Origin of the sequence: Planctobacterium marinum (assembly GCF_020687805.1) — a bacterium.
GTDB classification, from domain to species: domain Bacteria; phylum Pseudomonadota; class Gammaproteobacteria; order Enterobacterales; family Alteromonadaceae; genus Planctobacterium; species Planctobacterium marinum.
Genome location: NZ_JAJEWQ010000001.1, coordinates 440,841 through 463,503 on the forward strand (window position 1 = coordinate 440,841; position 22,663 = coordinate 463,503).

General features: G+C 46.0%; 18 protein-coding genes. 13 read left to right on the forward strand and 5 right to left on the reverse strand.

Annotated elements, in window-relative coordinates:
* The first annotated feature begins 35 nt into the window (after positions 1-35).
* Positions 36-1,478, forward strand: coding sequence for a beta-barrel assembly-enhancing protease (gene bepA / locus LJ740_RS02130; protein WP_229527399.1), 1,443 nt, complete (start codon positions 36-38; stop codon positions 1,476-1,478).
* On the opposite strand, the gene LJ740_RS02135 is transcribed toward bepA, so the two are convergent.
* Positions 1,464-1,931: a TlpA family protein disulfide reductase gene (locus tag LJ740_RS02135; RefSeq protein ID WP_229527400.1), complete on the reverse strand. Its 468-nt coding sequence runs from the start codon at positions 1,929-1,931 to the stop codon at positions 1,464-1,466. The two genes, bepA and LJ740_RS02135, sit on opposite strands and share 15 nt — an antisense overlap.
* Before the next feature lie 61 nt (positions 1,932-1,992).
* Here LJ740_RS02135 and arsC point away from each other — a divergent pair, with 61 nt between their 5' ends.
* The 4 genes from arsC to LJ740_RS02155 are packed head-to-tail and all read left to right on the forward strand — an operon-like array spanning position 1,993 to position 5,265.
* The gene (gene arsC, locus LJ740_RS02140; protein WP_229527401.1) at positions 1,993-2,346 is read left to right on the forward strand and encodes an arsenate reductase (glutaredoxin); all 354 of its coding nucleotides are present in this window, start codon (positions 1,993-1,995) and stop codon (positions 2,344-2,346) included.
* On the forward strand, positions 2,346-2,912 hold the full coding sequence (gene wrbA, locus LJ740_RS02145) for an NAD(P)H:quinone oxidoreductase (RefSeq protein WP_229527402.1): 567 nt from the start codon (positions 2,346-2,348) through the stop codon (positions 2,910-2,912). Before arsC ends, wrbA begins: the two co-directional genes overlap by 1 nt.
* A complete protein-coding gene (locus LJ740_RS02150; protein ID WP_229527403.1) occupies positions 2,909-3,322 on the forward strand; it encodes a DUF2069 domain-containing protein in 414 nt (137 codons plus the stop codon). The genes wrbA and LJ740_RS02150 overlap by 4 nt, the downstream gene beginning before the upstream one ends.
* A gap of 11 nt (positions 3,323-3,333) precedes the next feature.
* Entirely contained in the window at positions 3,334-5,265 is a 1,932-nt protein-coding gene (locus tag LJ740_RS02155) for a PKD domain-containing protein (RefSeq protein WP_229527404.1), read from the forward strand.
* Here LJ740_RS02155 and hda read toward each other — a convergent pair.
* The gene (gene hda, locus LJ740_RS02160; protein ID WP_229527405.1) at positions 5,258-5,971 is read right to left on the reverse strand and encodes a DnaA regulatory inactivator Hda; all 714 of its coding nucleotides are present in this window, start codon (positions 5,969-5,971) and stop codon (positions 5,258-5,260) included. The genes LJ740_RS02155 and hda overlap by 8 nt on opposite strands.
* Positions 5,959-6,993 (reverse strand): DUF2066 domain-containing protein, encoded by a 1,035-nt coding sequence (locus LJ740_RS02165; RefSeq protein ID WP_324255583.1) that lies wholly within the window; start codon positions 6,991-6,993, stop codon positions 5,959-5,961. The genes hda and LJ740_RS02165 overlap by 13 nt, the downstream gene beginning before the upstream one ends.
* A gap of 229 nt (positions 6,994-7,222) precedes the next feature.
* Here LJ740_RS02165 and purM point away from each other — a divergent pair, with 229 nt between their 5' ends.
* Genes purM through LJ740_RS02180 form a run of 3 tightly spaced genes read left to right on the forward strand, consistent with a single transcriptional unit; the run spans position 7,223 to position 9,681 of the window.
* A complete protein-coding gene (gene purM, locus LJ740_RS02170) occupies positions 7,223-8,257 on the forward strand; it encodes a phosphoribosylformylglycinamidine cyclo-ligase (RefSeq protein ID WP_377307041.1) in 1,035 nt (344 codons plus the stop codon).
* A 10-nt stretch (positions 8,258-8,267) separates the two neighbouring features.
* Positions 8,268-8,909 (forward strand): phosphoribosylglycinamide formyltransferase, encoded by a 642-nt coding sequence (purN, locus tag LJ740_RS02175; RefSeq protein ID WP_229527407.1) that lies wholly within the window; start codon positions 8,268-8,270, stop codon positions 8,907-8,909.
* Complete coding sequence (locus LJ740_RS02180) at positions 8,899-9,681, forward strand: DUF3108 domain-containing protein (RefSeq protein ID WP_229527408.1); 783 nt, start codon at positions 8,899-8,901, stop codon at positions 9,679-9,681. Before purN ends, LJ740_RS02180 begins: the two co-directional genes overlap by 11 nt.
* Before the next feature lie 62 nt (positions 9,682-9,743).
* Here the strand turns inward: LJ740_RS02180 and LJ740_RS02185 are convergent, their stop codons facing one another.
* Both LJ740_RS02185 and LJ740_RS02190 read right to left on the reverse strand, forming a co-directional pair.
* Positions 9,744-11,582 carry a DUF885 domain-containing protein gene (locus tag LJ740_RS02185; RefSeq protein ID WP_229527409.1) on the reverse strand — a complete coding sequence of 613 codons (1,839 nt, stop codon included), beginning with the start codon at positions 11,580-11,582 and terminating at the stop codon, positions 9,744-9,746.
* A gap of 150 nt (positions 11,583-11,732) precedes the next feature.
* Positions 11,733-12,515: a class II glutamine amidotransferase gene (locus LJ740_RS02190; RefSeq protein WP_229527410.1), complete on the reverse strand. Its 783-nt coding sequence runs from the start codon at positions 12,513-12,515 to the stop codon at positions 11,733-11,735.
* A 147-nt stretch (positions 12,516-12,662) separates the two neighbouring features.
* On the opposite strand from LJ740_RS02190, the gene fadE reads away from it, so the two are divergent.
* The 5 genes from fadE (at position 12,663) to LJ740_RS02215 (ending at position 22,661) form a co-directional block, all read left to right on the forward strand.
* The gene (fadE, locus tag LJ740_RS02195) at positions 12,663-15,119 is read left to right on the forward strand and encodes an acyl-CoA dehydrogenase FadE (protein WP_229527411.1); all 2,457 of its coding nucleotides are present in this window, start codon (positions 12,663-12,665) and stop codon (positions 15,117-15,119) included.
* 191 nt (positions 15,120-15,310) lie between these two features.
* Complete coding sequence (locus LJ740_RS02200) at positions 15,311-17,143, forward strand: two-component system response regulator (RefSeq protein ID WP_229527412.1); 1,833 nt, start codon at positions 15,311-15,313, stop codon at positions 17,141-17,143.
* Positions 17,144-17,165: 22 nt separating this feature from the next.
* Positions 17,166-17,759 carry a PilZ domain-containing protein gene (locus LJ740_RS02205; RefSeq protein ID WP_229527413.1) on the forward strand — a complete coding sequence of 198 codons (594 nt, stop codon included), beginning with the start codon at positions 17,166-17,168 and terminating at the stop codon, positions 17,757-17,759.
* 13 nt (positions 17,760-17,772) lie between these two features.
* The gene (mfd, locus tag LJ740_RS02210) at positions 17,773-21,252 is read left to right on the forward strand and encodes a transcription-repair coupling factor (RefSeq protein WP_229527414.1); all 3,480 of its coding nucleotides are present in this window, start codon (positions 17,773-17,775) and stop codon (positions 21,250-21,252) included.
* Positions 21,253-21,299: 47 nt separating this feature from the next.
* Entirely contained in the window at positions 21,300-22,661 is a 1,362-nt protein-coding gene (locus LJ740_RS02215; RefSeq protein WP_229527415.1) for a CsiV family protein, read from the forward strand.
* Positions 22,662-22,663 lie beyond the last annotated feature (2 nt).

Genomic DNA, 22,663 nt, shown 5'->3' on the forward strand with positions numbered 1-22,663 from the left:
TTTTATACCTTTAAAAAGAGCAAATAATTAACGATATGATGAAAAAGCTGTTCTGTTTATTGCTGTCAGTCAGTGCTTTCTTAGCCAGTGCCCAGGTTGGGCAAGATAAAAATTCCTTACCCGAAATCGGAGTCGTAGCCTCTGATGCAATTACCATTGGCAAAGAAAAAGAAATTGGTGAACTAATGATGAAGCAGCTGCGTAGTCAGGCGCCTGTCATTTCTGATCCACTACTGGAGGAATATTTAAGCGATATTGGCAACCGACTGGTGGTTAACGCTGACAATGTCAAATTTCCCTTTACCTTTTTCTGGATCAATAACGACGCCATCAATGCCTTCGCATTCTTTGGGGGTCATGTTGGTGTGCATACCGGTTTAATTTATCAGGCTGACAACGAAAGCGAACTGGCTTCAGTGCTGGCTCACGAAATTAGCCACGTAACACAACGTCACATTGCGCGTCGCATTGCGGCACAAAGCAAGGCTGCACCTCTGGCGCTGGCCAGTATTCTGGGGGGTATTCTGCTCACTATGGCAGATCCTGAAGCCGGGATTGCTGCAATTTCCGCCAGTCAGGCAGCATCTTCGCAATTTGGCATTAATTACACGCGCTCTAACGAACAGGAAGCTGACCGGGTGGGATTTGATATGCTGGATAAATCTGGCTTTGATGTCAGTGGGGCTGCTTCATTCTTTGGCAAACTGGTCGAAAAGAGCCGCGGCCAGTCTAAGCAGTTGGCATTTTTACAAACTCACCCCCTGCCCGAGTCCAGGGTTTCCGATGCAAGGGCGCGCCAGGCCTATTACCAGCGCAAAAACTTGCCAGACAGTCTGCCGTTTCATCTGGTAAAAGCGCGGATTCAGGCTCGTTACATGTTTGATGCCAAATACAACATTGCAGACTTTGAAAATAAGCTCCGCAATACCCAGGGCGTACAACAAAAAGCAATGCATTATGGTCTGGCATTGTCATACCTGGCCAATGAGCAACCATTAAAGGCAGAAAAAGCGCTGGAAGTGTTGTTAAAAGAAGATCCTGAAAATCTGTATTATATCGATCTCGCCACCGATATTTCACTGGCCCTTAATCGCAAAGAACAGGCAATACGCAATCTGGAAAATCTGGCCAGTAAAATCCCAAGAAACAGGGTGATCAGTTTAAATCTCGCCAATGCCGCCATCGAAAATGGCGACTATGATAAGGCAATTGAAGTTTTAAACGATTACTTGTTGCTAAATCCCAACCATGTTCTGAGTTATCAGATGCTGATAGACGCCCATGGTAAAAAACAAGCTTTCTTGCAAATGCATCAGGCCAAAGCCGAGTATTTTTCGTTACTCGCCGCCTACCCCAATGCGATTGACGAATTGCACACTGCCTATAACTTTGCTGAAGGTAACAACCTGGAACGGCAGCGAATCAGAGCCAGAATTGAACAGTTACGGGAAAGTCAAAAGCGTTTAAAGTCCCTTTAGTCGGGTGATTGCTTTAATAATATTGTCGCTGCTTTGCTCCCCCATCAGACGTTGTCTGACTACTCCATGGTCATCGATGATGTAAGTGGCAGGCAATGCTTTTGGCGGCTCCATGGGAAGCTTTGCCGGAATTGCCGTACTGATCACCGGGAAACGCATGTCATATTTATTGCGAAGCTGCTGCATATGTTCGTCGGTTTCATTATCGAAACTGATGGCGAACAGTGGATATCCTGACGTGTTGTGAAACTTATTGAGTTCCGGTACTTCTTTCAGACAGGGTGCACACCATTCCGCAAAGTAATTAACCACCACCCATTGCCCGCGAAGTTCTCCCCAACGATAAGCCTGTTGGTCAATGGTCACGAAGTCAGCCTGGTTGTGTTTGAATGCAACAATCCCGGCAGAAAGCGAGACCAGTCCTATCAGAAAAAAAATAATATTTTTGCGCAATTTTGTATTCTCTGAAGCGTTGTATCGTTAGAATAGATGTTTTTAGTTTTTCGAGATTAGCATGTCAAACGTCACCATTCTACATAACCCTCGCTGTTCTAAAAGTCGTCAAACTCTGGAATTACTCACCAATGCCCAACACAGCCCCGAGGTGGTTGAATATTTGAAAACACCGCTGACAGGTGAGCAACTTACTGAGCTGAAAAATAAACTAGGGCTCAGCTCATTTATTGAAATGATGCGGGTGAAAGAGCCGGAATTTAAAGAAGCGGGACTGAGTAAAAGTGATTCTACCGAGCAGCAACTTCAGGATGCCATGGTGAACTTTCCCAAATTGATGGAACGTCCTATTGTCATTACAAGTAAGGCAGCTCGTATCGGGCGGCCCCCTGAGTCTGTGTTAGAGCTGTTCTGATGGCCTACATTCTGGTGCTTTATTACAGCCGTCACGGCGCCACTAAGAAACTGGCAGAACAAATTGCTTTAGGTATCGCCAGTGAAGAGCTGGAAGCCCGCATAATGACGGTTGCGCAGACAACAGATGACACCGGCAGCGAATATGCCAGCCAGCAAGACCTCGCTGATTGTGCGGCACTGGCAATGGGCAGCCCAACCCGGTTCGGACAAATGGCAGCGCCATTACAACGCTTTTTACAGGACTCCACAGCACTGTGGCTGAAAGGAAGCCTGGTAGATAAACCAGCCATGGTATTTACTTCATCATCCTCAATGCATGGTGGCCAGGAGTCGACCCTGCTCAGTATGTCACTGCCATTGATTCATCAGGGAATGCTGCTGTGTGGTATTCCTTACTCAGAACCGGAGTTGCATGATACCAAAACCGGCGGAACGCCCTATGGTGCCAGCCATGTCGTTAGTAATCAGTTTGCAGATCGATTAAGCGAAGACGAGAAGCAATTGGCGTTTAAACAAGGTAAACGTTTAGCGCAAATCACAAAAAAATTAATGAGAAATTCATGACCGAAAACACGACCTCAACAGTTTCGACTATGTCGGCACAAACACGCCAATTTCGGGTGCTGGCACTAATTGGTTACTTTGGTTTGCTGGCCTGGGTAATACTGTGGCATTTTGTCTTAAGCACCAGCAACTACTCTAATCTGTTTGTATTTCTTTTCTGGGTGTTACCTTTGCTGTTTCCCCTTCGCGGACTGTTGCAAGGAAAGCCTTACACCTATGCCTGGGCAAACTTTGTTGTAATGATTTATTTTTTACACGGTCTTACTGCAATATACACAGAACAAAATTGGTGGTACGCCGCCATCGAACTGTTCTTTGCACTGCTGATGTTTATTGGCTGTTGTTACTACGCCCGAAGCAGAGGCAGAGAATTGGGGCTAAAATTGAAAAAACTGTCAGAATTACAATAGAGGAAATCGTTGTGGCCAGAGTGTTGTTGTTAGGTTCTGTAATGCTATTGTCTGCATGCGGTGGTTCAGGGGGCAGCTCGGGCGATTCGCCGTCACCAGGTACGCCAACCACTCCCGCAACCCAACTGACCATTCAGGGAGATAGCGAAGCCAATGTCAACGAAAGTGTTGGCATAGTCGCCATGTTAAATACCGACGCCTCTGCCTACCAATTTAAATGGGCACAAACGTCCGGAACGACCATTAATCTGGTAACTGAAGATAGCCAGGTGTTGAGCTTTGATGCACCGGCAGCGGGAGAATATGGGTTCAGGGTAACGGTGACGGACAATAACGGTGCCGTGCAATTTCAGGACAATCATACGCTGTTAGTGAATGACAATAACCAAAGCGCCACTGTCAGGTTGGATCACGCGGTTTCCGAAACGGCTAAGGTGTCACTTCGCGCAGACGCTGTACCCGATCGACAAATCATCAGTATTAGCTGGCAACAAACTACCGGTGTAACCGTTCCTCAAAGCAATTATACCCAGACTGAAGACAATCAGTTTTTGTTTTTCACTGCCCCGTCCGTTAGCGCCGATCAACTTTTACAGTTCCGGGCCACAATGACGTTGGATAACGGCGACAATGTCAGCGAAGACGCCTATGTTCTGGTGAAAAACGTGACCGCAAGTGACAATGGTTTTTTCCCCGATTCGGCGGAGCGCATCGTTACAACGGAAATGCATGCTTACAACAGCGACTCTCCATACGCAAATGCGTTAGAAAGCTGCGTTTACAATAATACCGTCAGCAGTTCCTGCCGGTTTTCAACTTTGCCGCTGCTGGGTCAGGTAACTCAGTCACCCAGTATTGAAGACGTCATGGACCGGGTGTTTGTATCCCACCAATGGATGGGTGACCGACTAAAAACTTACCTTGAAAACTCCGTGGCAGCCCAGGATATGTTGTTACTGTTTCGCGGCGTAACGGCAATCATTATCTCCTACGAAGTCAGACCGTCTTTTTACTGGGTCGCTACCGGCGCAATTTATCTCGATGCCAATAACTTTTGGGTAAGCCCGGAAGAACGCGACACCCTGAATGACGTGCCAGATTTTCGCAGTGCCTTTGGTGCTGAGTTACAGTTCTTTATGCCCTGGCGTTATGTGCGTAACAACCAGAGTTATTTATCAAGAGCTGCCTATCCCAGGGCACAGCGATTAAGCCGTACCTTCGAAGACGTTGAAGCCGATACCACCTGGCTGCTGTACCACGAACTGGCCCATGCCAATGACTATTTCCCACCGGACAGATGGCAAGATATCCCCTCTACTTCTGATCCGCTGACTTATTACAACCTGATGCCAGCAGACTCAACTAATTTTGCATCCTTTTATCCACTTAATTCAGATGAACTAAAGGCTTTAGCCCAGGTGAGTTTTGCCGGTGCAACAGCAACAACCGCACAGCGCAATGTCACCGATGTCGATGCTGCAGATATGTTTGAGAACGACAGAGCCGCCATGTATTACAGCTACAGCTCTATCAGAGAAGATTACGCGACCTTATTCGAACGATTCATGATGGCATATCGGTTTAATGCAGAAGCCGACACAGCGGTCATGGAGGTGGTTAGTAACAATCCTGAGTTAATCGTTACCTGGGGGCAGCGCTCGAGAATCAATGACCCGGCATTACTGAGTCGCACCCGACAAACTGTGCGCAACATTTATCCTGGTCTGGATGTTGACGCGATTCAGCCAACCTTACCCGAGCCGAAATATCTGAACCCGGGCGAAAGTTGGCAGGATAACTTAAACTTAGATGGCAATGCCGGGCGTGGTGTAGCAAGCGATTTGCAAAGTGCATCAGCGGAGCAGCGCGCTCATTATCTGCAACATGCTTTGCACCATGGCAGACCTAAATTACCCGGACAGCAAAAACCAACGCCTAACTGATCCCCAATACGTCTTTTGCAAAAGGTATTGTTAGTTTTCTTTTGGCTTGTAATGAACTCTCATCCAGCGCTTTCATCGCACGGGTGAGAGAATGTAAGTCTCTGGGTAAACGGGTTAGTAGAAAGTTTGCCAAATCGTCGGGTAATTCCAGTCCGGCATTTTTGGCCATCAGATGTAATAACTGAACACGTTCCTGTTCACCAATCGGGCGTATGCTCATACACTGCCCCCACACCAGGCGAGACGCCAAATCCGGTAACCGGAATGACATTAATTTAGGCATTTTTTGTGCAGACAAAATGATGTGCACATTGCCTCTTTCTAATATTCGATTAATCAAATCAAATACCGCCACTTCCCACTCTTTATTGAGCAATATGGCATCGATGTTATCTACGCAAACCAGATCGCAGTTTTCCAACCCATCCAGCATCCTGGGGCTGAGGGAATCCGCAGCATCCAGGTCAATGTAAACTGCTATTTGCTGATTATCGTTGGCGAGATTACAACTGGCGTTCAACAGGTGTGTTTTACCGTCACCTCGCCCACCGGTTACAAAAGTAATGACGGACTCAGAGGCATTACCTGCTGCCAGCCCTTTGAGGTGTTCGAGCAACTCGACATTATCAGCAACAATAAAGTTCTCAAAGGTATGAAATTCTGAGCTGGAAATGGGCAAGGCTAACTGCGGGGTTATCGAAGCCATATAAACTCCATCTCATTAACCACTCTGCCGAATGGATCAGTTTTTTGAGATATTTTTGCGTCCAGCTCCAGGGTATTTATCAGATCTTCCTGAACCCCCACGATATCCAATTGAAAAGTGGCATTCTGCCCCGACACATTGAGTAACCGGACACTGTTAACAATCGCCAGTGATTCCAGAAACTTTTTCGCTGACACGTAAGCCTCAATGGAATCCAGATTGATGATAGTCATGGTCACTGAGTTTTGCGTTTCATAACTACGGGATACCACGGCAAATTTCTCAGCCAGTTTATTGGCTAACATATCGATAAACTGAGTAACAACCTGATTGCGTTCCGCTGCAAACAAAGTCCCTTCCTCGATCAATTCATCATTTAATACCTGCCAGTCTATTTGCCAGCGCATTTGCTCTGATACTTCTGTGTTTGCTGTGGTTAGCTGTCGTCGGTCAAACAACCTCGCCGCAACCAGATTGTCGTTCGGGTACCGCTGGCTCGCGCGTTTAACAACGCCATCAAAACGCCCCCATACATCATAAACATGAATAATCTGTGCATCCTCTATGTCCATTAACGGAAAACTGAAAGGAATACCTCGGATTTGCGCTTGTTCTAATAAGATTTTTTTAACCTCAGGATCTGCCGTCGCGGTAACCAACTCTCTGTCGTCTCGTTCATTCAGCCAGGTAAACCACAACAGTGTATCAGGCCGCCGTTTACCCCAGATCGGTTTACCTATATCGGTTAAAAGTTGGTTGATTTTTCCTTCGTCAAACTGAGCAACCATAAACCGCTCACCATCGATAATCTCAAAGCGAAATGACTGTATTAAATCCCTCGCGTCACCGGCTTTAGACGTTAGTTCAGACACTTCTGTAATGGATTTTGAACCACTGACTTTAACCAACACCTGATAGTAACTATCGCGAATCGCGTTATTTTGTGCAGCCACAGTTTGGCTATTAACCCGCACTTTGGTCTCATAAAGGTTTTGTATCACTGCCGCAGTAACGTTAAACACGCTCAGGCAACAAATGAGTAAACATACCGTTTTTCGCAGCAAATTAAGTCAACTGTGTGATTATAATGCGTTTATTGTCCTGGAATATGAGACAAAGATCACCCCTCAGAATAAAATATTTAACTCATTTGCTTAAATTCAAGGCAATTTGAAAAGACAAATCAGTATTCATCAGGCTGTTAAATTGATAACATTAGCGCCAATTTTATCCACACCCAGAGTAGTCGTTTTGAGTAAAGAATCCCTGAGTTACAAAGATGCCGGCGTTGATATTGATGCAGGTAACGAGCTAGTAGAAAGAATTAAATCAGTCACTAAAAAAACCCACAGGCCAGAAGTTATGGGTGGGCTCGGTGGATTTGGTGCGTTGTGCTCGATTCCGGAAAAATACAAAAGTCCGCTTCTGGTATCCGGTACCGATGGCGTGGGGACCAAATTACGTCTTGCTATGGATTTAAACAAACACGACAGCATCGGTATTGATCTGGTGGCCATGTGTGTTAACGATTTAATTGTTCAGGGTGCCGAACCCTTGTTCTTCCTGGACTATTATGCCACCGGCAAACTGGATGTTGATATCGCAGCTGAAGTGGTAACTGGCATTGGTAAAGGTTGTGAACTGTCGGGTTGCGCACTGATAGGCGGTGAAACAGCAGAGATGCCAGGCATGTATCATGGCAACGATTACGATGTTGCCGGGTTTTGTGTCGGTGTGGTGGAAAAAGACGAAGTCATTGACGGTAGTAAGGTTTCCCCGGGCGATAAATTAATTGCGCTGGCTTCCAGCGGACCGCATTCCAATGGTTTTTCCTTAATTCGCAAAATTATTGAAGTCAGTGGCGCTGACACCAGTGAATTACTGGACGGTAAAACGATAGCCGAGCATCTACTGGAACCGACCCGTATCTACGTCAAAAACACCTTAAATGTGATTGAGCAACATCCTGTCAACGCAATTTCGCACATCACCGGTGGCGGTTTTTGGGAAAATATCCCCAGAGTGCTGCCCGCGTCAGCCAAAGCACTGATCGACGGAAACTCCTGGCAGTGGCCGACCATCTTTAACTGGTTGCAGGAACAGGGCAACGTTGAAACCAGAGAGATGTACCGAACCTTTAACTGTGGTGTAGGACTTATTCTGGCGGTTCCGGCGGCAGCAGCAGAAGCAATAACCAAGCAATTTAATGAACTGGGCGAAACCGCCTGGATTATTGGTGATATTGCGGCACGGGATGGTGATGAAGCCCAGGTAGAAATACGCTGAGTCGGCTTTTATGAAACGTATTGTCGTACTCATATCAGGAAGCGGTTCCAACTTACAGGCTATTATTGACGCGACGGAAAGCAACCAAATACCAGGTCAGGTGGTGGCTGTAATTTCCAACAAGGCAGATGCCTACGGATTAACCCGGGCCAAACAACATAATATTGCCCATCAGGTTATCGATCACAAAGCTTTTCCGGACCGGGAAAGCTTTGACGCAAAACTACAGGAAGTGATAGACGCCTTTAATCCGGATGTTGTGGTGCTGGCTGGCTTTATGCGCATCCTGACGCAGCAATTTGTCGAACACTTCACCGGTAAATTAATCAACATCCACCCTTCTCTTCTACCTAAATTTAAGGGTTTGGATACGCATCAGCGGGCGCTGGATGCTAAAGAAAGTTATCATGGTGCTTCTGTACATTTTGTAACACCTGAATTAGACGGCGGCCCTGTTATTGTTCAGGGACCAGTCGCTATACTTGCAGAAGACAACGTTGATTCCTTGAAAGCGAAAGTGCATAAAATAGAACATCAGATTTATCCTTATGCGGTTAAGCTTATTTGTGAAGACAAAATAACAATGACCGCTGAAGGCGTCCATTATCAACAACAGCAATTGCCAGAAACAGGGTTAGTACATGAAGTTTAAAAAACAGTTTACGATCCCGCTAACTTATTTTTTAACCACATGTTTTATCCCACAAGGTGTCGCTCAACAGGTTGATTCACCGGCAACGACGGTAGTCACTGAAGCTACAACTGAAATCGCACAGCCTCAGGCCAGTCTGGCTCCCTTTTCAGCCCGATATATTGCCTATCGCAATGGTAGTGATATTGGTCACGCTGTAATGTCGCTGGAAAAGACCGACGCAGGTTATAAGCTTTTTTACAAAAGTGATGTGTCAATTTTCTTCCTGTCAGATCGCCGTGCCGAAACCAGTTTGTTTGATGTTGTTGAGGGCCAGTTTGTCCCACAGAAATATCAATACAAGCGCGAAGGTACCGGTCCTGACAAATCCCTCAGTCTGACATTTAACGACAAAGACCAGTCTGTGGTTATTAAATCAGGCCGCAAGGATCCCGCGACCATCAACTGGCAAGGTGAATGGGACAACCAGCTTTATCGCTTCGATCTGCAACGGCAACTCAAGCTGAAGAATCAGGACATCAGTTATAACCTGATCAATTATCGTGGTCAGCTGAAAACTTACGGTTTTGAAATCGCCGGAGAGGAAGTACTGGAACTCCCCTTTGGTAAACTTAACACCATCAAAGTCAAGACCATTCGCAGCAGCAATAAGCGAGTTACCTGGTCCTGGTTTGCTCCGGATCTGAATTACCAGTTAGTTCGTTTACAACAATTTAAAGACGGTGACGAACAAGGTGACATCCAACTTTCTGAATACAAACTGCTAAATTAGATTCATTTTCCAGCAACAAAAAAGGCCGTCATCGGCCTTTTTTATTGTTGTCTGCGTCTCGCTTATTTACTGGCGATGTACTGGTCAACAAATCCGGACAGTACGTCTAATGGCACAGGCCCATTTGCCAACACAATGTCGTGAAATTCGCGAATATCGAATTTATCACCCATCGCTGTCTTCGCTTTTTCGCGTAACTCAATGATCTTATTCATACCGATTTTGTAGGCCGTGGCCTGGCTGGGCATAACGATATGTCGCTCTACCATTTTAACGGCATCGGCTTCAGCGTTAGGGGTATTACTGACGTAATAGTCTATACCCTGCTCCCGGTTCCATTTCATGGCGTGAATGCCGGTATCTACAACCAGACGACAGGCTCGCCAAAGCTCCATTGCTAAGCGACCGAAATCAGAATAAGGGTCTTCGTATAAACCGATTTCTTTTGGCACCATCTCACTGTATAAACCCCATCCTTCCGTGTAAGCCGTGTAACGACCGAATTTGCGGAACTTTGGAATGCCTTCTAATTCCTGGGCGATGGCTATCTGCATATGGTGCCCCGGGATCCCTTCGTGATAAGCCAGAGCTTCCATCTGATAAGTTGGCATTGACGCCATATCATACAGATTAGCGTAATAGGTACCGGGTCGCGTTCCATCCATAGAAGGTTGCTGATAAAAGGCCTTGCCGGCTGACTTTTCGCGGAAGGGTTCTACTGCTTTCACAATCAAATCAGCTTCGGGTTTGGTAATGAACAGTTCATCCAGTCGAAGTTTCATGTTGTCAATCAGGGCTGTCGCCTCGTCCAGATAACGTTGTCTGCCTTCTTCATTTGACGGATAAACAAACTGCTCGTTATCGCGCATATGCACGAAAAACTCCTGCAATGTGCCTTCAAAACCGACTTTTTTCATGATTGCTCGCATTTCATCATGAATGCGGTTTACTTCATCTAAACCAATTTGATGAATATCTTGTGCGCTCAGACTGGTGGTGGTAGTACGGGCCAGGGCGTTGTTATAAAAGGCCTCGCCTTCAGGAAACTTCCACGCACCATCTTTATCATCCGCCTGTGCAGCGATGTTTTGCACACCGGCAATCAAACTTTCATAGGCGGGTTTTACGGCATTGGTCAGGGCCGTTTTTGCGGCATCCAAAAGCGCTTGTTTTTGTGTTTCGTCAATTTCAAGTGCGCCAACCTTTTTCGAAAAGTCAGCCCATAACGTACTGTCATCACCCTCGTCAAATGGCGCACCACTAATGATATTCTGGCTATCATTGACAACGTATGGATAAACAAACTTGGGTGCGATGATACCTTGCTCTGCGCGCTCATTAAGATTGGCGACAAGTTGCTCGAAAAGTTTCGGTAAACCATTCAATCTAGCGATGTAGGCCTCAGCGTCAGTAACATCAGCAATGCGATGCTGGTTTATCAGCAAAGAAGCCACACTGGAATGTAAACCAAACATCTGATTAACGGGGTAGTTATAATTGCGCCATTTAAAATCATCAATACCGTTTTGCAGTTGCTGAACCATCAATTGCCAGCTTAATTTTGTCTGCGTATCTAACTGATCAACATCAATTGCTTTAACCCGCGCCAGCTGTGCCTTTTCCAGTTCATGATCTTCTAATTCGCGCTCGGCAGACAAATCGTCCCACTTATCCTGATCGGTTTTGATACCCAGATAGGATTGATACATAGGAGAGCGCATAACATTCTCCATAAAGATATCTTCGAATAACTGGTTGGCCTTTTCAGATTCAGTCATGGCGGCAGCTTCAGTACTTGCCGGGGTTTCTACCTGTGCGGATTCCTGTGTCGGTGCCTGCCCACAGGCTCCTAACATCAGTGCCAGTGAAACAGCAGTTGAAATGTACGTTAACTTTTTCATAGTTTCCTCGAAATTTTCTGTCTTATTTATAATTGTTTTACTTGCGCCCTCTATCCTGTTGGGCACAAGTTGTAATACACCTTAAACTTATCAGATTTGTTGGCAAATTGCTTTCACCCGTGCACAGAAGTGTTTTCGGGCGAGTTATCGCTATTTTACGCCTTTGAGTATGGGCTCCCCCTTTTTAAACAAAACATACTCTCCCTGGGTCATATTTTGCCAGGTTTCATCCCCTGTCAAAGGCTCTGTTGCGATAACAGATACCACATCATTAGGCGTTGTTTCCTGTTGAAAATCAATGACCCAGTCGGTATCAATTAAGGTTGCTTTTCCAAACGGTGCACGGCGCGTTATCCAATGTAGCTTTGTAGTACAGTAGGTCATCAGGTATATACCGTCAGACAGTAGCATGTTAAACACCCCCAACTCCCTTAAAGATGCCGCGAGTTTTGCCACATAGCGGAAAACCGGTTTCATGTCTTTCGGCCTGTTAGGGTACTTTTTCTTGATGTTATCCATAATCCAGCAAAACGCCATTTCACTGTCTGTATTGCCAACCGGTTGAAAAATATCTGATTGCAGTTTGTCTTTGTAATTGGATAGCTGGCCGTTGTGAGCATAAGTCCAGTGGCGTCCCCACATCTCCCTGATAAATGGATGGGTATTTTCCAGGGACACTTTGCCGCGATTAGCCTGACGGATATGACTAATCACTGAGCAGGATTTAATTGGGTAAGATTTCACCAGTTTCGCGATTTCTGAGTCACAACTGGGCAACGGATCTTTAAAGCTTCGACAGCCTTTACCTTCATAAAAGGTAATACCCCAGCCATCTCGGTGAGGCCCGGTTCTGCCACCTCTTTCCAGCAACCCACAAAAGCTAAAACAAATATCAGTCGGCACGTTGGCCGACATCCCAAGTAATTCACACATAACCAGTAATTCTTATTCTCATATATTTGCAAACAAAAAAATAATTCAAACACCTGTTTGAATTCCGGCAATTATGCTATAAATTAAACATACTATTTACATTTTAATTGTCCGGACAGATTAATCATACTGTCCTTAGGAGCCATTATGAATCTATTAATATGGTTTTTTGCGCTGTTCGCTGCGTTAGCTGCTTGCAGTTATTTAAGAATTAAACTTTTCCAAACTACGCTGGCTGTCGGTGCTATTTTTATTGTCGGTACCATGCTCAATCTGGTTGGGGTTCTGGGATGGATAGCCTTTGCCGCCATTGCGATCCCTTTGAATTCAGCTTCACTGCGCAAGCAATACTTCACGGCGCCGGCGCTTAAAATGTACCGCAAAATTATGCCGGAAATGAGTAAAACTGAGCAAGATGCGATTGATGCCGGTACTGTTTGGTGGGATGGCGAGTTGTTTAGCGGTAGTCCAAACTGGGAAACCTTACACAACATTCCTCAGGCCAGATTGTCAGCGGAAGAGCAGGCTTTCCTTGACGGCCCGGTAGAAACCGTATGCGGAATGGTAGATGAGTGGCAGGTTAACCATGAACTGGCCGATCTGCCGCCAGAAGTATGGCAATACCTGAAAGACAATAAGTTCTTTGCCATGATCATCAAAAAAGAATTTGGTGGCCTGCAATTTTCTGCCTATGCGCAATCGCGCGTTTTACAAAAACTGTCAGGTGTAAGTACCGTATTAGCCAGTACTGTTGGTGTTCCAAATAGTCTGGGCCCAGGTGAACTATTGCAACACTATGGTACGGAGCAACAACAGCAGCAATATTTGCCGGCACTTGCCCGCGGCGAAGAAGTGCCCTGCTTTGCGCTGACCAGCCCGGAAGCAGGCTCCGATGCAGGGGCAATTCCTGACACAGGCGTCGTGTGCAAAGGTGAATGGAATGGCGAAGAGGTGATTGGAATGAAACTCACCTTTAATAAGCGCTATATAACGCTGGCTCCGGTAGCTACCGTGGTCGGTTTAGCATTTAAGCTGTACGATCCCGAAGGGTTAATTGGCGAAGAAAAAGACATCGGTATTACCTGTGCATTGATCCCATCCAACACGAAAGGGCTGGATATCGGCAATCGTCATTTTCCTTTGAATGTTCCATTTCAAAATGGCCCCATCCGAGGTGAAGACATTTTTGTTCCGCTGGATTACATCATTGGTGGAGTAAAAATGGCCGGACAAGGGTGGCGCATGTTAGTGGAGTGTTTATCGGTTGGCCGTTGTATTACTTTGCCCTCCAATTCCACGGGTGGTGTAAAAACAATGGCTCTGGCCACAGGCGCCTATTCCCGTATCCGTCGCCAGTTCAAACTCCCTATCGGCAAAATGGAAGACATTGAAGAAATGCTTGGACGAATCGGGGGCAATGCTTACCTGATGGACGCAGTGACCAGCATGTCGACAAAAGGTGTTGACCTGGGTGAAAAACCGTCTGTCATTTCAGCAATTTGTAAATATCACCTGACCGAGAAAATGCGTCAGTGTGTTATTGATGCAATGGATATTCACGGTGGTAAGGGCGTAATGTTAGGCCCCAACAATTATCTGGGCCGAGGCTATCAGGGTGCTCCTATCGCCATTACCGTTGAAGGTGCCAATATACTGACCCGCAACATGATGATTTATGGTCAGGGTGCGATGCGCTGCCATCCATTTGTTCTGAGTGAAATCCACGCAGCTGCAATCGAAGACAAAAACCAGGCTATCGCAGAATTCGATAAAGCACTGTTCGGTCATATTGGATTTGCCATCAGTAACACGGTGCGCAGCAAGTGGTTGGGCTTTACAGCGGCGAAATTTATCAACGCCCCCTTCAAAGATGAAACCCGTCCTTACTACCAGTCACTGACGGCCTTTAGCGCGAATCTGGCAATGTTGTCGGATATTTGCATGGCAATGTTAGGTGGTGAACTGAAACGCAAAGAGCGCATTTCTGCGCGACTGGGAGATATTCTGAGTTATCTGTATCTGGGCTCGGCTACCTTAAAACGCTTTGATGACGAAGGTCGTTTAAAAGAAGATCTTCCCTTCCTGCACTGGGCAATGCAAGATACCTTGCACAAAACCGAGGCAGCAATTATCGAGTTACTGGAAAACTTCCCCAGTAAAGCGGTTGGTCGGATTCTGAAGTTTATGATCATGCCCTGGGGTCGTCGCCACAACAAACCTTCAGATGCACTGGAACATAAAATCGCCCTGATTTTACAACAACCCGGTAGTGCCCGTTCTCGCCTGGGTCACGGTCAATTTTTAACGCCGACAGAACACAACCCGATAGGCAAAATGGAACAGACCCTGAAAGACATACTGGAAGCCGAGCCACTGTTCGACAGAGTATGTAATGCCGCCAACGAAAAGCTGCCATTTACACAGCTTGACCAGGTGGCCATCAAAGGGAGCGAACTGGGTGTGCTGAACGAACAGGAAGTGGCACTACTTAACCGCGCAGAAAAAGGTCGCCTGGAAGTGATCAATGTCGATGACTTTGAACCTGAAGCCCTGCGAGCCGGGGTAACCAAAACCAGCCGAAGAGGCAAAGCCAAAGCCGCTTAATTGCCTATTTGTACGATTGAAACGGCCCTTAACGGGCCGTTTTTTGTTGTCTGATTTACGCTTTTATTCTTCTTAATTCTAAAAAAACTTTTTAAATTATCTAAACTTAAGCGATACTGCTAGGATTTCAGTAGAGCAAACCGGTTAAAAAAGTTTGCTGATCCGAAACGCAATCACAACAAGGTGCCTTAATGCGCGAAGAAGACTTTCCAGATACCAGAGACTTCGCCAAGATTTTGGTGGTAGATGATGACCAGATTAATCTGGAGACCATCTGTCATACATTGGAGTACTACGGCCATAATGTTTTTCCGGTTGAAGATGGGGAAACGGCATTAATGGCGGTTTTTGAGTTTCAGCCAGACCTGATCATTTTAGATATCAACATGCCAGGCATGAATGGGCTGGAAGTGTGTAAGCGACTTCAGACTGAACCCAGCACCAGCAAAATTCCAATTATTTTTCTCACCGGCAGCAAAACAGACATCAACAAAGCCTTTGAACTGGGCGGCGTTGACTATATTGTTAAACCCTTTAATACCCATGAAGTTTTGGCCCGGGTAAACGTGCATTTGCGCAATAGTTTGCTGCTCAATACGCTGGCGGATACCAACGCAGCGTTGGAGAAAATTACCAACAGCCTGGAAGAAAAAGTCAAAGAGCGCACGCGGGAATTAGCCCTGTCCAATCAGAAGCTCACTGAAGAAATTGCCGAGAGACAAAAGCTACAAAGCAAACTGGAACACCTTGCTAAATACGATATGACATCCAGCCTGCTCAACCGCATTTCAATGGAAGAACATCTGGATTTCAAATTGCTTGAAAGCCAAATGCTGGAAGATTTTACCCTATTCTATCTGTACATGGACGTCGATCAGTTCAAAGTGATTAACGATACCTGTGGTCATGCCGCTGGCGACCAATTGATCCGCAATCTTTCAGCACTGCTAAAACGCATCGCCAATAACGACGAAATTGTGGCCCGTATGGGTGGCGATGAGTTTTCAATTATTTACAACAGTCCGGACATCGAATCAGCTACCCGCCGCGCCGTTGAAATTCGCAAAGCCATCAACGACATGCACTTCGACTGGGAAAAAGAGCACCTGTTCGTTAATGTCAGTATGGGTCTGGTGGAACTCAATGCTGAATTTCAGGATGCAAACCATATCATGAGTGTTGCCGAACGCTTGTACTTCGAATCGAAGTCCCAGGGTGGCGGTGAGCTGCTAATATACGAACAAGAAAAAGAAACTGTAAACAACAATACCCGGGCTGTTCGCTGGGTGCCCGTTATCCAGCAAGCCATAGAGCAGAACAAATTCTCTTTGTTTGGTCAGGGTATTTACGCCACCCAAAAACAACAGTCTGCTAAATTTGAAGTACTGCTGCGAATGCAGAGTAGCGGCTCGGAACTGATACAACCATCGCAATTTATCAGTATCGCCGAGCAATACCATTTGATATCAGCTATCGACCAAAAAGTCCTGGAAAAAACCTGTCAGATGATGGCAGACTTCCCCAATTTTAAAGGGGAATTAGCACTCAATATTTCCGGTGAGTCTGTGTATAAAGCCAGTTTTGTTGATCAGGCTTACGATACGATTCAACGGTATGACATCGATGCCAGTAAGCTGTGTTTTGAAATTAACGAATCATCGGCACTCACCAACCTCAACGCCACCCGTCGCTTTATTGAAAAGTTAAAACAACTGGGCTGCAAATTTGCTCTGGACGATTTCGGTACGGGCACATCTTCTTACGGATTTTTACGTGAGCTAGACGTTCAATATGTCAAAATAGACGGCAGCTTTATTCACAAGATCGGTTCCGAAAAGATCAGCCGTATGATGGTAGAATCTATAGTGGCAATTGCCAGAGAGAATAACATGAGTGTTATTGCTGAGGCTGTGGAAACCGAATCCATGTTGAAAGTATTAAAAGAAATTGATGTGGATTACGCCCAGGGATTCCTGTTACACAAACCTGAAGCATTAGAAAATCTGATAAAAATGCCCCACTAATGATTAACCTGAAGTGCCCTAAATGAGTGATACAAACATTACCCAAAAGTTAGAGCAATATCATGAGTATTTCACGATAAAGCATGTCCTGAATGTAAATTTGCTGCCCGTAGAAGCCGGGTTTACAGTGCCGACATCTGAACAGTTGATTACCCATATGCCCTACGCTTTTCGCATGGCGGGTGAACTGGCGGAACTGGAAACCCGGGCGCTGAGACCTTTGCGACACCTGGGTGATCACGCACGGGAACTTGCTGAATTTCTCAATCATCAATCAAAAAAAATAGATTTGATGATGTCCTATATTCTGCATCAGCAAGATGATCAGGATAATCGATATAGTACTACAGAGTTCGGTGGCGCAGGTTTAACTGTCACCAGCAACAAAGAAATGTTGCCCGGTGGCATATATCAACTTAAAATTTTCCTGGAAGAAGAAGCCGCAGCCGTATTTTGTTATGCGGAAGCGATCCTGTGTGAACCATTGGACGAAGATCAGTTCAAAATCGCGTTCATATACAACAGTATCCGCGAACAAGACCAGGAACTACTGGTACGCGCCAGTCTGCATTTACAAACAAAGCACCTTAAGAGTCGCACAGATAAAATCGAGTAATTAACTTTCTCCAATGCAAAAAACTATTTTTTCCCCGGTATTCCCCAAAAAAGCAGGTGAACAACAACATTGGTGCAATCTTGCCGGAAGCTCATCCGCTCTGGCGATTGCAAATTGTGCTACAGAAAGCCAGAAGCGCGTTGTAGTTGTTACTTCTGACACTCCCGGCGCCTTAAAACTGGAACGCGAAATTCGCCATTTTTTAAAGCACACCAGTATCAACGTGTCTGTTTTCCCCGACTGGGAAACACTGGCTTATGACACGTTTTCGCCTCATCAGGACATTATTTCACAACGCCTTGAAACCCTGTATGACCTGACGCAAAAAGGGCGCGATATCTATATTTTCCCGGTGACAACCATGCTGCAAAAAGTCGCGCCTGTTGAGTACCTGGGAAAATACGTTTTATTCCTCAAACAAGGTCAAACGCTGGATATCGAGGCATTCCGTAGCCGCCTCAACCGAGCCGGATACAACGCAGTTAACCAGGTAATGGAGCATGGCGAATATTCGGTGCGCGGCAGTATTGTGGATCTGTTCCCCATGGGCACCCAACGTCCTTTGCGCCTGGATTTATTTGACGACGAAATTGAGAGCATTCGGGAGTTTGATCCAGATAGCCAACGCTCCGGAGAAAAGCGGGAATCCATTCGACTGTTACCCGCTCATGAATTCCCTATCAATAAACAAGGTATCGAACAGTTTAAGGAAAACTACAAACTAGCATTTGACGGCCATTATGGAAAAGGCTCCATTTTTCACGACGTCAGTTCCGGTGTTATGCCGGCAGGCATTGAATATTATCTGCCGTTGTTCTTTCAGCAAACTGCCAGTATTTTTGACTATATCAGCGACGATACTTTGTTCGTTACCCAGGGCAATATAACTCAGGCCATTGATTTTTTCCTGGCAGACGTAAATGAACGCTATGAACAACACCGTTGGGATCCCCTAAAACCCCTGCTCCCCCCACAATCTCTGTTTTTTCGGGTGGAGGAACTCAATAGTTATCTGAAACAGTGGCCCAGAATAAATGTCAGAAGCGAACAGTCTGAACAAAAGTCCGGCAGCACTGAATATGCGATTGAAAAGCTCCCTGACATCGCCATTAATGCTCAGTCAAAGAGTCCTTACACGAAACTACAGGCACAACTCAAAGCGTGGCGTGACAGTGGTACAAAAGTACTGTTTTGTGCCGAAACAGCGGGCAGAAAAGAAGCCTTGCTGGAACTTTTACTGGAAGCGTCTGTAAAACCAAAACCTTTTGAGCATACCGAAGCGTTTTTAACGGGTCATGCACAACTGGGGATTTGCGTGGGTTATGTTGATCACAGCTTTGTGATCCATGGCGCTGACGGTGCACTGGCTTTTATTACAGAAACCGAACTGTTAGGTCACAAGGTCAGTCAACGCCGATTGCGAAAAAAACAGCAGCCAACTGATGAATCGGCGGTTATCAGAAATCTGGCAGAATTACAGCCAGGCCAGCCTGTAGTGCACATTGAACATGGTGTTGGTCGTTATCTTGGCCTGCAAACCCTGGATGCCGGTGGGGTTACGACAGAGTACCTGACTATTGAATATGCCAAACAGTCTAAATTGTATGTGCCGGTCGCTTCACTCCATTTGATCAGTCGCTATAGCGGCGGTGATGATCAGGCGCCATTGCACAATCTCGGCACCGATACCTGGTCAAAGGCGCGCCAAAAAGCCGCAGAAAAAGTACGGGACGTAGCGGCGCAATTACTGGAAGTCTACGCCCAACGGGAAGCCAAACCTGGTCAGGCCTGTAAAATAGATTGGCAGGACTATCGCCAGTTCGCTGACAGCTTTCCCTTTGAAGAAACTGATGACCAACAGCAAGCCATCAATGCTGTAATCAACGATATGGGGTCTCCGAGAGCCATGGACCGACTGGTGTGTGGCGATGTGGGTTTCGGTAAAACAGAAGTTGCAATGCGAGCGGCGTTTATTGCCGCAAGCCAGGGCAAACAGGTGGCTGTTTTGGTCCCTACAACCCTGTTGGCACAACAGCATTTTGAAAATTTTCGTGATCGCATGAGCCAATGGCCATTTCAGATAGAGGTGATGTCGCGCTTTAACAGCAGTAAAGAACAAAAACAGGTGTTGGCAGGATTAGCCGGGGGCAAAGTGGATATTGTCATCGGTACCCACAAACTCATTCAAAAAGACATCAAGTTTGCCGACCTGGGTTTATTAATTATTGACGAAGAACACCGCTTTGGGGTGCAACAAAAAGAACGAATCAAGAGCCTACGTGCTGAAGTCGATATACTGACCCTCACTGCGACGCCGATTCCGCGAACACTAAATATGGCACTTAACGGCATGCGCGACCTGTCAATAATCGCCACCCCACCGGCCAAGCGACTGGCGATTAAAACCTTTGTTAAACAACGCGATAAAGCACTGATACGCGAAGCTGTAATGCGGGAAATTTTGCGGGGTGGTCAGGTCTACTTTTTACACAATGAAGTGGAGACTATCGAAAAAACCGCCAGTGAAATTTCCGAAATAGTGCCGGAAGCCAAAGTCAGCGTTGCTCACGGACAAATGCGTGAAAAAGAACTGGAACGCGTCATGTCTGACTTTTATCACCAACGATTTAACGTGTTGGTTTGTACCACAATAATCGAAACCGGCATCGATATCCCGTCTGCAAATACCATAATAATGGACCGGGCCGATCATTTAGGTCTGGCTCAGTTACATCAGCTCAGAGGCCGCGTCGGTCGTTCTCACCATCAGGCTTATGCCTATATGTTGACGCCACACCCTAAACGCATGACCAAAGATGCCACCAAACGCCTGGAGGCTATTGCTCAGTCAGACAATTTGGGGGCCGGTTTTGAGTTGGCCACCCACGATCTTGAAATAAGGGGCGCGGGAGAATTGTTAGGAGAAGAACAATCTGGGCAGATTACTACCGTGGGCTTCAGCCTGTATATGGATATGCTGGAAGAAGCGGTGGAGGCGCTGAAAGCTGGTAAAGAGCCATCATTAGATAACCTGATGGCACAACATACAGAAGTGGAGCTGCGCATCCCGACACTATTGCCGGATGATTACATTGCAGACGTCAATGTGCGACTCTCCATGTACAAAAAAATCGCGTCCTGTAAAAAACGGGCGGATTTGAAGGAAATTCAGATTGAATTAATTGACCGGTTTGGCATGCTACCCGAAGCAACTAAGAACTTATTTAAAGTTCATGAGCTAAAACTGAGCGCTAAACAAATAGGTATTACAAAAATCGATGCCAATGCACAAGGTGGTTTTGTTGAATTCAGTGAATCCACTAAGGTAGACCCAGGGTACATAATTCAACTGATACAAACTCGTCCCAACGTATTTCGCTTCGATGGACCACAAAAGTTGAAGTTTACCTCTGAAAAACCAGAAGCTACCAGGCGACTGGCTTTTATTGAAAACTTACTGACAGATTTTAATAAACAGCAGAAAGTCGCCTAAGGCTGATAACATAGTGTTTAAACGATAAATAACCAGGGAATTTCATTTTGCAGAAAGCAGCATTTTTTCTTAGCCTGATTGTTTTATTCGCTTTTACCTTCCCCCAGGTACAGGCTAATGAGACGTCAAATCCCTGGTGGTTTGAGGTTGAATTGATTCTGTTTGAACGAGATACCTCCCCGGAAACATTGGAAGAACAGTTTCCGCTGCAGGTTACACAGATTGATACTCAGGGTATGCGTGACTTTATCACAGAAACCCTGGTCCCTGATTTTGACTTTCTTCGCCAGGGAGCAAGCCTGTGCAACCAGGAAAACCAGGTTATCCCTTTTCCTGCACAAACCCGCCCCGTTGTCTTAACTGATGAGCCGCCGATTGCCACCAGTTTACTGCAAAATGCCTTGTTGCATGACCCGGAATGGGTAACCTCTACCAGACCTTCTGAGCAATTTCAAAGTCAACTTGACCGCTTTTTTGAAGTCTCAGACGAAGACCTGGGTAAGCATCGGGACCACTCACAACCTGTGTTTGATCAATTTGACAACACCAGCATTAAATCGTCGTCACCGGAAATTAAACTTCCGGATTCTTTGTATTGCCAATGGCCAACAGAATTAACTGATTTTTACAGCGATGAAGCGTATGCGCTGCGTAATAACGTAAAATTGAGCACCGTTCCCGCAACGTTACAAGGTATTGAGTACCCCTTTGCAGATAAAGCCTACACCTTACCGAAACAGCTGTTACAACTGAAAACGCTCAAAACAGACATCAATCGCACCAGAGGCTTAAACGTATTGTTGCATACAGCCTGGCGACAAAATGTAATTGTAGGCAGAGACAATGCCCCCTGGTATCGCATTTATGCGGGTGAGAACTTTGGCCAGGAATACTATTACTCCGGTTTACCTAAGCGCCATCCTGAGGCTGAAGATCGCTTTCATAACCCTACCCTTTATGAACAAATTGCAGCGGTTCTGGCAGCACAAGACTATCAAAACATTGAGGAGAGCGAGTCTCCGGCAGCGCTTTTGGCGCTACAACAATCTAAGTTAAACGATGAAACATTGCCGGTCTGGACAGTAGATGGACGACTCAAGGTCTTCATTGAATATATTGGCCGCACGCCGTATCTGCATATAGACAGTGATTTAAACTTCAGAAAACCCGTGGTCATTGATTGGAGCAGCTTTAAACATCCTGTTGAGCAAGGGTTAGAGCCCTCATCAACAACCGCAAACAATCAACTGCCCCTGCAACCCAATTTTCTTCAGGCGTTTCATTTCGATCAGTTACGCCGCATGATCAGCACAGAAATTCATTACTTTGACCACCCGATGTTTGGCATGGTAGTGCAAATCAGGCGCTACAACCGACCTGCAGCACCTGACGAGCAAATTGCGGAATGATT

Coding starts and splice junctions, on each gene's coding strand:
- bepA (WP_229527399.1), top strand. CDS start 36: ATGATGAAAAAGCTGTTCTGTTTATTGCTGTCAGTCAGTGCTTTCTTA.
- arsC (WP_229527401.1), top strand. CDS start 1,993: ATGTCAAACGTCACCATTCTACATAACCCTCGCTGTTCTAAAAGTCGT.
- wrbA (WP_229527402.1), top strand. CDS start 2,346: ATGGCCTACATTCTGGTGCTTTATTACAGCCGTCACGGCGCCACTAAG.
- LJ740_RS02150 (WP_229527403.1), top strand. CDS start 2,909: ATGACCGAAAACACGACCTCAACAGTTTCGACTATGTCGGCACAAACA.
- hda (WP_229527405.1), bottom strand. CDS start 5,971: ATGGCTTCGATAACCCCGCAGTTAGCCTTGCCCATTTCCAGCTCAGAA.
- purN (WP_229527407.1), top strand. CDS start 8,268: ATGAAACGTATTGTCGTACTCATATCAGGAAGCGGTTCCAACTTACAG.
- LJ740_RS02180 (WP_229527408.1), top strand. CDS start 8,899: ATGAAGTTTAAAAAACAGTTTACGATCCCGCTAACTTATTTTTTAACC.
- LJ740_RS02185 (WP_229527409.1), bottom strand. CDS start 11,582: ATGAAAAAGTTAACGTACATTTCAACTGCTGTTTCACTGGCACTGATG.
- LJ740_RS02190 (WP_229527410.1), bottom strand. CDS start 12,515: ATGTGTGAATTACTTGGGATGTCGGCCAACGTGCCGACTGATATTTGT.
- fadE (WP_229527411.1), top strand. CDS start 12,663: ATGAATCTATTAATATGGTTTTTTGCGCTGTTCGCTGCGTTAGCTGCT.
- LJ740_RS02200 (WP_229527412.1), top strand. CDS start 15,311: ATGCGCGAAGAAGACTTTCCAGATACCAGAGACTTCGCCAAGATTTTG.
- LJ740_RS02205 (WP_229527413.1), top strand. CDS start 17,166: ATGAGTGATACAAACATTACCCAAAAGTTAGAGCAATATCATGAGTAT.
- mfd (WP_229527414.1), top strand. CDS start 17,773: ATGCAAAAAACTATTTTTTCCCCGGTATTCCCCAAAAAAGCAGGTGAA.